General features: G+C 72.1%; 8 protein-coding genes. 3 read left to right on the plus strand and 5 right to left on the minus strand.

What is annotated here, in order from left to right; genetic code table 11:
- The first annotated feature begins 214 nt into the window (after positions 1 to 214).
- Positions 215 to 994 (plus strand): SigE family RNA polymerase sigma factor, encoded by a 780-nt coding sequence (locus EV562_RS18230; RefSeq protein ID WP_166661845.1) that lies wholly within the window; start codon positions 215 to 217, stop codon positions 992 to 994.
- A gap of 254 nt (positions 995 to 1,248) precedes the next feature.
- Here the strand turns inward: EV562_RS18230 and EV562_RS18235 are convergent, their stop codons facing one another.
- Positions 1,249 to 1,851, minus strand: coding sequence for a uridine kinase (locus tag EV562_RS18235; protein ID WP_166661858.1), 603 nt, complete (start codon positions 1,849 to 1,851; stop codon positions 1,249 to 1,251).
- A gap of 192 nt (positions 1,852 to 2,043) precedes the next feature.
- Here EV562_RS18235 and EV562_RS18240 point away from each other — a divergent pair, with 192 nt between their 5' ends.
- Positions 2,044 to 2,448: a hypothetical protein gene (locus EV562_RS18240; RefSeq protein WP_133887843.1), complete on the plus strand. Its 405-nt coding sequence runs from the start codon at positions 2,044 to 2,046 to the stop codon at positions 2,446 to 2,448.
- A 136-nt stretch (positions 2,449 to 2,584) separates the two neighbouring features.
- On the opposite strand, the gene EV562_RS18245 is transcribed toward EV562_RS18240, so the two are convergent.
- Genes EV562_RS18245 through deoC form a run of 3 tightly spaced genes read right to left on the minus strand, consistent with a single transcriptional unit; the run spans position 2,585 to position 5,926 of the window.
- The gene (locus EV562_RS18245; RefSeq protein WP_133887844.1) at positions 2,585 to 3,478 is read right to left on the minus strand and encodes an aldehyde dehydrogenase family protein; all 894 of its coding nucleotides are present in this window, start codon (positions 3,476 to 3,478) and stop codon (positions 2,585 to 2,587) included.
- A complete protein-coding gene (locus tag EV562_RS18250) occupies positions 3,471 to 4,937 on the minus strand; it encodes an aldehyde dehydrogenase family protein (RefSeq protein WP_133887845.1) in 1,467 nt (488 codons plus the stop codon). The genes EV562_RS18245 and EV562_RS18250 overlap by 8 nt, the downstream gene beginning before the upstream one ends.
- A 5-nt stretch (positions 4,938 to 4,942) precedes the next feature.
- Complete coding sequence (gene deoC, locus EV562_RS18255; protein ID WP_133887846.1) at positions 4,943 to 5,926, minus strand: deoxyribose-phosphate aldolase; 984 nt, start codon at positions 5,924 to 5,926, stop codon at positions 4,943 to 4,945.
- Between the two features lie 383 nt (positions 5,927 to 6,309).
- Between deoC and EV562_RS18260 the strand changes: the two genes are divergently transcribed.
- Positions 6,310 to 7,008: a PH domain-containing protein gene (locus tag EV562_RS18260; protein WP_133887847.1), complete on the plus strand. Its 699-nt coding sequence runs from the start codon at positions 6,310 to 6,312 to the stop codon at positions 7,006 to 7,008.
- 152 nt (positions 7,009 to 7,160) lie between these two features.
- Here EV562_RS18260 and EV562_RS18265 read toward each other — a convergent pair whose 3' ends face one another.
- Positions 7,161 to 8,813: a phospho-sugar mutase gene (locus EV562_RS18265; protein ID WP_133887848.1), complete on the minus strand. Its 1,653-nt coding sequence runs from the start codon at positions 8,811 to 8,813 to the stop codon at positions 7,161 to 7,163.
- Positions 8,814 to 9,015: the final 202 nt, after the last annotated feature.

The following is a 9,015-nucleotide window of genomic DNA, read 5'->3' on the forward strand; positions in this document are numbered from 1 at the left end:
GCCCCCACCACGCCGCCGGACCCTGTGAAGGAACGGTGGTGCGACCGTGACGGACCCCTGTGACAGCTCTGTGACAGTCGGCGGACACGGCGATGAAGTCACCCCGGCAAGCTTTTCGTCACAGGCAACACAGCAGGCGGCAACACAGCAGGTCGCAACACGGCAAGTCGCAGCACCAGGCCGAACACCGGAAGTCCACGACGGGGGGCGCGAGATGAACACGCTGAAGGGCACCAACACCAGCGCAGTGGTCACGCGTCTGCACGACGTGCACGCACACCGGGGTTCCGAGAAGTCCGGTGCCGTGAGCGGGCGGGGGTGCGCTCGCGGCACCGGGCGTCAGCACACCGGGTACATGACGGTGGTCGACGCGAACACGGGGGACACGGGGGCGGCGGGGAACACGGGGGACCGGGGGGAGACGCGCGGGGGGACCGCGTACGGGGAGGCGCAGGGGGAGCACGCGTCACTGTCGGAGGCGGAGTTCACCGCCTACGTGCAGGAGCGACGCTCCTCCCTGTACGCCACCGCGTACCACCTCACCGGCGACCGCTTCGAGGCCGAGGACCTGCTGCAGAGCGCGCTGTTCTCGACCTACCGGGCGTGGGACCGGATCAGTGACAAGGCGGCGGTCGGCGGATACCTCCGCCGCACCATGACCAACCTGCACATCAGCGCCTGGCGGCGCCGCAAGCTCAACGAGTACCCGACCGAGGAACTGCCGGAGACGCCCGGCGACATGGACGCGATGCGCGGCACCGAGCTGCGCGCGGTCCTGTGGCAGGCGCTGGCCCGGCTGCCCGAGCTCCAGCGCACCATGCTGGTCCTGCGCTACTACGAGGGCCGTACGGACCCGGAGATCGCGGACATCCTCGACATCAGCGTCGGCACGGTGAAGTCCAGCATCTGGCGGTCGCTCCGCCGGCTGCGCGAGGACGAGGTCCTCAGCTTCGGCCGTGACCGGGAGGACGCCTTCGGCGAACTGGTCGCCTGAGGCAGGGGGCGGGGCCCCGTGAAAAAAAGTACGAGCCGGGGTGTATCAGGGGGAGGGACCGGGGCTCTTACTCACGGGGAAGCACCACGGGGGAACAACGGGGGGGAACAACGGGGGACGGGGATCCACGGGGGAACCTGGATCCCCGGACGGGGATCACGGGGGATCCACGGGGGAATGGAAAGGGAGCGGGACTGGAGGGCCGGGGGGTCCGCCCAGTCCCGCTTTTTCCTGTCTCCCCCCCCCCGAGGCCCCTAGGCCGTCGTACGGGCGGAGGCGCGGCGTCCCGCCGCCGCGGCCGCCAGCCGGCCCATCGCCTCGTCCCGGTCGCAGGCGTGCGCGCCCAGGGCCGTCTGCCGGGCGATGACCGACCGTTCCTGCCGCATCAGCCGCCAGCCCCTGCGCAGCAGGAACGGCACGGACTTGCGGCCCTCGCGCAGGTCCCGCAGGAAACGGCGGCGGAAGGTCGTCAGCGGGCCCCGGCTCAGGCACAGCGCGTCGGCCAGTACGCCCAGTTCGCGGCAGCGGTCCACCAGTTCCGCCGCGAAGATGCCCTCCGCGAGGAACAGCGGCGTCCGCCCGATGTCGACCGTCTCCGCGCCGGTGCGGGCACTGAGCGACAGGTCGTACACGGGCACGGTGGTGCGCCCCGTGCGGCACAGCTCGCCGATGGCGGCGACCGCCACGTCCGCGTCCCACGACGCCGGGTGGTCCCAGTCGATGTCGGAACTCTGGGGCACCGTCGGCAGCGTCGGGTCGGTGCCCTCCTTGTAGAAGTCGTCGAGGCGCAGCACCGGGAGGCCGGAGTGCGCGGCGAGGAGGGACTTGCCGGAGCCGGAGGGGCCGCAGAGCAGCACGACTCGCGTCGGTATGGGCGGATGGGAGCTCACGGGACACCAGTCTGAGGCATCGAACGGCCGTCGTACGACCCCGCGGGTGGACTTTGCCGCACGCGTCACATCCCGATGGCGCTGCGGGGTGACCTGATCACGGTCCGTGCTGTTGTCAGGGCAGTCCGTAGCAATCCACATCAAGAGGTGGCAGCAGCGATGTCCCGACACGCGTCCCCCCGCACCCCGCACGCACAGCGCGCCCTGGTCGCCCTCGCGACCGCCGGGGCCGCCCTGGCAGCAGGAGCGGCGACGGCTTCCGCGGACGGCGGCGAGACGATCGCCGGCCTGGCCCACACCCGGCCCACCTCGCTGGGCAACATCGACCCGCAGGCGGGCGCCCAGGCGGTGACCGGCATCGTCGGTTACGTCACCGGCCCGGTCGCCGACCTGAAGCCCAACCCGCTGGCCGGCACCGGCGTCGACCCGCTGGACAACGGCGTCGGCACCAAGGTCGCCGACTTCCAGCCGCTGACCTCGACCGCCCTGACGGGGCCGGTCGCGCAGGCCCAGTCCCTCGGCAGCGTGCCGGTGCTGGGACAGGTGACGGAGCTGCTGCGCTGACACCGTCGGCGGCGCCGTGCACGCGCGCGAAGAGCCGCGTCCTCCCCGGACGGAGGGAGGGCGCGGCTCGGTCGCGGCACGCGGGTGACGCGGGTGACGCGGGTGACGCGGGTGTATCTGCCGCGGCGCGGTGGTCCTAGTACGAGGAACCCGACGCGCCCAGCGCTCCCGTCGGGTGCCAGACCGTCTTCGTCTCCAGGAACGCCGTCATGCGCTCGGTGCCCGGCGTCGCCGACCAGTCGACGTCGTCCACAGGCTGTGGACGCAGGACGCGCTTGAGGTTGTCCGCCGCCGCGATCTCCAGCTCCTTGGCCAGCGTCTCGTCGGCGCCGGTGAGGTCGATCGCGTTGACGTCCTGGTGCGAGGCGAGCGGGGCCGCGATCTCCGCCGTACGGCCCGACAGGACGTTGACCACGCCGCCGGGGAGGTCGGAGGTGGCCAGGACCTCGCCGAGGGAGAGGGCGGGGAGGGGGGACTTCTCCGAGGCGATCACGACGGCCGTGTTGCCCGTCGCGACGACCGGGGCGATCACGGAGACCAGGCCCAGGAAGGACGACTCCTGCGGGGCCAGGACGGCGACGACGCCGGTCGGCTCCGGGGAGGAGAGGTTGAAGAAGGGGCCCGCGACCGGGTTGCCGCCGCCGACCACCTGGGCGATCTTGTCGGTCCAGCCCGCGTACCAGACCCAGCGGTCGATCGCGGCGTCCACCTGCGCCGCCGCCTTCGACTTCGACAGGCCCTCGGCGTCGGCCACCTCCGCGACGTACTGGTCGCGGCGGCCCTCCAGCATCTCGGCGACGCGGTAGAGGATCTGGCCGCGGTTGTACGCCGTCGCGCCCGACCAGCCGCCGAACGCCTTGCGCGCGGCGACCACCGCGTCGCGGGCGTCCTTGCGGGAGGAGAGCGGCGCGTTCGCCAGCCACTTGCCCTTTGCGTCGGTCACCTCGTACACCCGGCCGCTCTCGGAACGCGGGAACTTCCCGCCGACGTACAGCTTGTAGGTCTTCAGGACATTGAGTCGCTCAGACATCGAGGTACGCCTCCAGGCCGTGGCGGCCGCCCTCGCGGCCGAAGCCCGACTCCTTGTAACCGCCGAACGGCGAGGTCGGGTCGAACTTGTTGAACGTGTTGGACCAGATCACACCCGCGCGGAGCTTGTTCGCGACCGCCAGGATGCGCGAGCCCTTCTCCGTCCAGATGCCCGCCGACAGGCCGTACGGGGTGTTGTTGGCCTTGGCGACCGCCTCGTCCGGAGTGCGGAAGGTGAGCACGGACAGGACCGGGCCGAAGATCTCGTCGCGGGCGACGGTGTGCGCCTGCGTGACGTTCGTGAAGAGCGTCGGGGCGAACCAGTAGCCGGAAGAGGGGAGTTCGCAGGCCGGCGACCAGCGCTCGGCGCCCTCCGCCTCGCCCTGGTCGGCGAGGGCGGTGATACGGGCCAGCTGCTCGGCCGAGTTGATCGCGCCGATGTCCGTGTTCTTGTCCAGCGGGTCGCCCAGACGGAGGGTGGTGAGCCTTCGCTTCAGGGAGTCGAGCAGCTCGTCGTGGATCGACTCCTGGACCAGGAGGCGGGAGCCCGCACAGCAGACCTGGCCCTGGTTGAAGAAGATGCCGTTGACGATGCCCTCGACGGCCTGGTCGATCGGGGCGTCGTCGAAGACGATGTTGGCGCCCTTGCCGCCCAGTTCGAGCGTGAGCTTCTTGCGGGTGCCCGCGACGGTGCGCGCGATCTGCTTGCCGACGGCGGTGGAGCCGGTGAAGGCGACCTTGTTCACGTCGGGGTGGGCGGTCAGCGCCGCGCCGGCGCGGCCGTCACCGGTGATGATGTTGACGACGCCCCTGGGCAGGCCCGCCTGGCGGCAGATGTCCGCGAAGAACAGGGCGGACAGCGGGGTCGTCTCGGCGGGCTTCAGGACCACCGTGTTACCGGTCGCCAGCGCCGGGGCGATCTTCCACGCCAGCATCAGGAGCGGGAAGTTCCACGGGATGACCTGGCCCGCGACGCCGAGCGGACGCGGGTTGGCGCCGTAGCCGGCGTGGTCGAGCTTGTCGGCCCAGCCCGCGTAGTAGAAGAAGTGCGCGGCGACCAGCGGGAGGTCCGCGTCGCGGGTCTCCTTGATCGGCTTGCCGTTGTCGAGGGTTTCCAGGACGGCCAGCTCGCGGCTGCGCTCCTGGACGATGCGGGCGATGCGGAAGAGGTACTTGGCGCGCTCGGAGCCGGGCAGCGCGGACCACTTCTCGAAGGCCTTGCGGGCGGCCTTCACTGCGCGGTCGACGTCCGCGTCACCGGCCTCGGCGACCTCGGAGAGGACCTCCTCGGTGGAGGGGGAGACCGTCTTGAAGACCTTGCCGTCGGCGGCCTCGGTGAACTCGCCGTCGATGAAGAGGCCGTACGACGGGGCGATGTCGACGACCGCGCGGGACTCGGGCGCCGGGGCGTACTCGAACGCGGATGCGGATGCAGGTGCGGATGCGGATGCGGATGCCATGGTGATCAGTCCACCGTCACGTAGTCGGGGCCGGAGTAACGGCCTGTGGCCAGCTTCTGGCGCTGCATCAGCAGGTCGTTCAGGAGCGAGGAGGCGCCGAAGCGGAACCAGTGGTTGTCCAGCCAGTCCTCGCCCGCGGTCTCGTTGACCAGGACCAGGAACTTGATCGCGTCCTTCGCGGTGCGGATGCCGCCGGCCGGCTTCACGCCGACCTGGACACCGGTCTGCGCGCGGAAGTCGCGGACCGCCTCCAGCATCAGGAGGGTGTTGGCGGGGGTGGCGTTGACCGCGACCTTGCCGGTCGAGGTCTTGATGAAGTCGGCCCCGGCCAGCATGCCGAGCCAGCTGGCGCGGCGGATGTTGTCGTACGTCGACAGCTCGCCGGTCTCGAAGATCACCTTCAGGCGGGCCGCCGTGCCGCAGGCCTCGCGCACGGCGGTGATCTCGTCGTACACCTTCATGTAGTGACCGGCCAGGAACGCGCCGCGGTCGATGACCATGTCGACCTCGTCCGCGCCCGCTTCCACGGCCTCGCGCACGTCGGCCAGCTTCACGGCCAGCGAGGCCCGGCCGGCCGGGAAGGCGGTGGCCACCGAGGCGACCTTCACGCCGGAGCCGGCCACGGCCTCCTTCGCGGTGGGCACCATGTCGGGGTACACGCAGACGGCGGCGGTGGCGGGCGCCGTGCGGTCGGTCGGGTCGGGGCGGACCGCCTTCGCGCCGAGCGCCCGGACCTTGCCCGGGGTGTCCGCGCCTTCCAGCGTCGTCAGGTCGACCATCGAGATGGCGAGGTCGAGGGCGTACGCCTTCGCGGTGGTCTTGATGGAACGGGTGCCGAGGGAGGCGGCGCGCGCCTCCAGGCCGACCGTGTCGACGCCGGGCAGCCCGTGGAGGAAGCGGCGCAGCGTGCTGTCGGACGCGGTGACGTCGGCGAGTCCGTGTGCGGGGCCGTTCACGGGGCCCTGTGCGGCGGGTGCAGTGGTGGGCATGGTCACCAGGTGAGCATATCTACGCGCGTAGCGGTCTGTACAGCCCCGGGTGGGGATCGGGTGGGACCCCGGGTGCGGAGCGAGTGGCCCCCTGGGTGCGGATCAGGTGGGCCCTTCGGGTGTTCTTCGGGTGCGGATCGGGTGGGTTCTTCGGGTGTTCTTCGGGTGCGGATCGGGTGGGTTCTTCGGGTGTTCTTCGGGTGCGGATCGGGTGGGTTCTTCGGGTGTTCTTCGGGTGCGGGTCGGGTGGGTTCTTCGGGTGTTCTTCGGGTGCGGGTCGGGTGGGTTCTTCGGGGGCGGGTCGGGTGAGCTCTTCGGGTGCGGGCCGGGTGTAGCGGCACCGCCCGTGAGGCTTCGGCGGGGCGTCGGGCACAATCGGCAGCATGACGACCCCGGAGCCCCAGTCGCCCTCGCCGCAGCCGTCGGAACCCGTGTCCAAGGACCGGGTCTACCGCTCGCCTGCAGGCATCGCCGGAGGCGTGCTGCTCCTCGCCCTCGCGCTGTGGCTCGGCATCGACGCCCTGGTCACGGGCGAGGGGAGCACCCGCTGGAAGGCGCTGGCGATGCTGGTCTTCCTCGTGCCGCTCATCGCCGCCTACACCGTGCGGCCCGCCGTCTTCGCGAACGAGGACCGGTTGCGGGTGCGCAATCCGTTCCGCGTGATCGTGCTCCCCTGGGGGCAGGTAGCGGCGTTCCGGTCCTCCTACTCCAACGAGGTCCTCGTCCCCAGCGGCGACAAGTACCAGCTGTGGTCCGTGCCCGTCTCGCTGCGGGGACGCAAGAAGGCCGCGCGGCAGGAGGACCGGCGGGCCGCGGGCGGCGGCAGCCGCGGTGGTCTGCTCAGCGGCATGGGGACGTCGCAGTTCGGTCCGGGCGGCCGGCGGGCCACGGCCACCGAGGGGGCGGACAGGCCGGTGCGGGCCCAGGGCGACAGGATCATGGACGAGCTGCGCGACCTGCAGGAGGCGCGGAAGGACGCCGCGGCCTCCCAGGGCGAGGTGACGGTGCGGTGGGCCTACGAGATCGTCGTGCCGGCCGTCGTCGGGGCGGTGGCGCTGGCGGTGCTGCTCGGGGTGGGGTGAGTCGGCCCCCGGTCGGGGTGGGGTGACTCGGCCCTCGGGGTGTGGGGCGGGTGCGAGGTGTGGGCGCGTGGGGCGGGTGCGTGGTGTGGGTGCGTGGTGCGGTGCGGGTGGTGAGTGGTGACGCGGGGGCCCTCGCGGGCCCCCGGTCGGGTTCAGATGCCTGCCGCTGCCGACAGGTCGCGCTTGAGTGACGTCAGCAGGGTCGTCGCCTTCGTCCGCGCCGCCGGGAGGTCTGCGTGCCCGGCGACCGGGACGACCACCTCCAGGTAGCACTTCAGCTTGGGCTCCGTGCCGCTCGGGCGGACGATCACCCGGGCGCCGTCGAGGGTGTAGCGCAGGCCGTCCGTGGGCGGGAGGATGTCCGTGCCCCGGGTGAGGTCCTCCGCCCTGGTGACGGGGAGGCCCGCGAGGGTCGTCGGGGGCTGTTCGCGCAGGCGGTGCATCGCGGCGGCGATGAGGGAGAGGTCCTCCACGCGGACCGAGAGCTGGTCCGTGGCGTGCAGACCGTGTTCCACGGCGATGTCGTCGAGGAGGTCCGGGAGGGTGCGGCCGGCCTCCTTCAGGGTCGAGGCCAGCTCCGTGATCAGGAGGGCCGCGGTGATGCCGTCCTTGTCGCGGACGCCCTTCGGGTCGACGCAGTAGCCGAGGGCCTCCTCGTAGCCGTAGCGGAGGTTCTCCACGCGGGCGATCCACTTGAAGCCGGTGAGGGTCTCCTCGTGGGGGAGGCCCGCCTTCGCCGCGATGCGGCCGAGGAGGGACGACGACACGATCGACTCCGCGAACGTGCCTCGCGCTCCGCGGGTGACCAGGTGGGCGGCGAGGAGGGCGCCCACCTCGTCGCCGCGGAGCATGCGCCAGCCGGCGGGGTCCGCGGCGTCGGGTACGGCCACCGCCAGGCGGTCCGCGTCCGGGTCGTTGGCGATGACCAGGTCCGGGTCGGTCTCGCGGGCCTTCGCGAAGGCGAGGTCCATCGCGCCGGGCTCTTCCGGGTTGGGGAAGGCGACGGTGGGGAAGTCCGGGTCGGGGTCGGCCTGCTCGGTGACGAGGGCGGGCGGCGGGAAGCCGGCCCGGGCGAAGGCGGCGAGGAGGGTGTCCTTGCCGACGCCGTGCATCGCGGTGTAGACGGTGCGGGCGGTGCGGGGGGAGTCGGGGGCGAGTACGGCGTCCGTACGGGTGAGGTAGGCGTCGAGGACGTCGTCGGCGAGGGTCTGCCAGCCGGTGCCGGGGCGGGGGACGTCGTGGAGGGTGCGTACGGCGTCGATCTCGGCGGCGATGTCGGCGTCGGCGGGGGGCACGATCTGGGAGCCGTCGCCGAGGTACACCTTGTAGCCGTTGTCGCGGGGCGGGTTGTGGCTGGCGGTGACCTCTACTCCGGCCACGGCGCCGAGGTGCCGGATCGCGAAGGCGAGTACGGGGGTGGGGAGGGGGCGGGGGAGTACGGCCGCCCTGAGGCCGGCGCCGGTCATCACGGCGGCGGTGTCCCGGGCGAAGTCCTCGGACTTGTGGCGGGCGTCGTAGCCGACGACGACCAGGCCGTCGGGGTGGCCCTGCTTCTTGAGGTACGCGGCGAGGCCGGCGGCGGCGCGGATGACGACCGAGCGGTTCATGCGCATCGGGCCGGCGCCGAGTTCGCCGCGGAGGCCCGCGGTGCCGAACTGGAGGGTGCCGGAGAAGCGTGCGGTGAGCTCGGCGAGGTCCTCGGCGTCGATGAGGCGGGCGAGTTCCGCGCGGGTGTCCGCGTCGGGGTCCTCGGCCAGCCATGCCTTGGCTCGTGCGAGGAGGTCGTCGTCGTTCACGTCTTGCACGTCGGTCAGCCTCTCGGGGTCGGTGTGTGCGGTGCCTGCGGTGCCGGCGGTCGGCTGTGCGGGTTCGGTTGTGGTGATGCCTGCGGCGCCTGTGCGGGGTTCGGTTTCTGCGATGCCTGCGGCGCCTGTGCGGGTTCGGTGGGGGTGCGTGTAGCGCCTTGGGTTCGGTGGGTGGTGCGGGGCCGGGGCGGGGGGTGTCCGT

Source organism: Streptomyces sp. BK208 (genome assembly GCF_004364245.1).
GTDB lineage: Bacteria > Actinomycetota > Actinomycetes > Streptomycetales > Streptomycetaceae > Streptomyces.

Coding starts and splice junctions, on each gene's coding strand:
- EV562_RS18230 (WP_166661845.1), top strand. CDS start 215: ATGAACACGCTGAAGGGCACCAACACCAGCGCAGTGGTCACGCGTCTG.
- EV562_RS18260 (WP_133887847.1), top strand. CDS start 6,310: ATGACGACCCCGGAGCCCCAGTCGCCCTCGCCGCAGCCGTCGGAACCC.
- EV562_RS18240 (WP_133887843.1), top strand. CDS start 2,044: ATGTCCCGACACGCGTCCCCCCGCACCCCGCACGCACAGCGCGCCCTG.
- EV562_RS18245 (WP_133887844.1), bottom strand. CDS start 3,478: ATGTCTGAGCGACTCAATGTCCTGAAGACCTACAAGCTGTACGTCGGC.
- deoC (WP_133887846.1), bottom strand. CDS start 5,926: ATGCCCACCACTGCACCCGCCGCACAGGGCCCCGTGAACGGCCCCGCA.
- EV562_RS18250 (WP_133887845.1), bottom strand. CDS start 4,937: ATGGCATCCGCATCCGCATCCGCACCTGCATCCGCATCCGCGTTCGAG.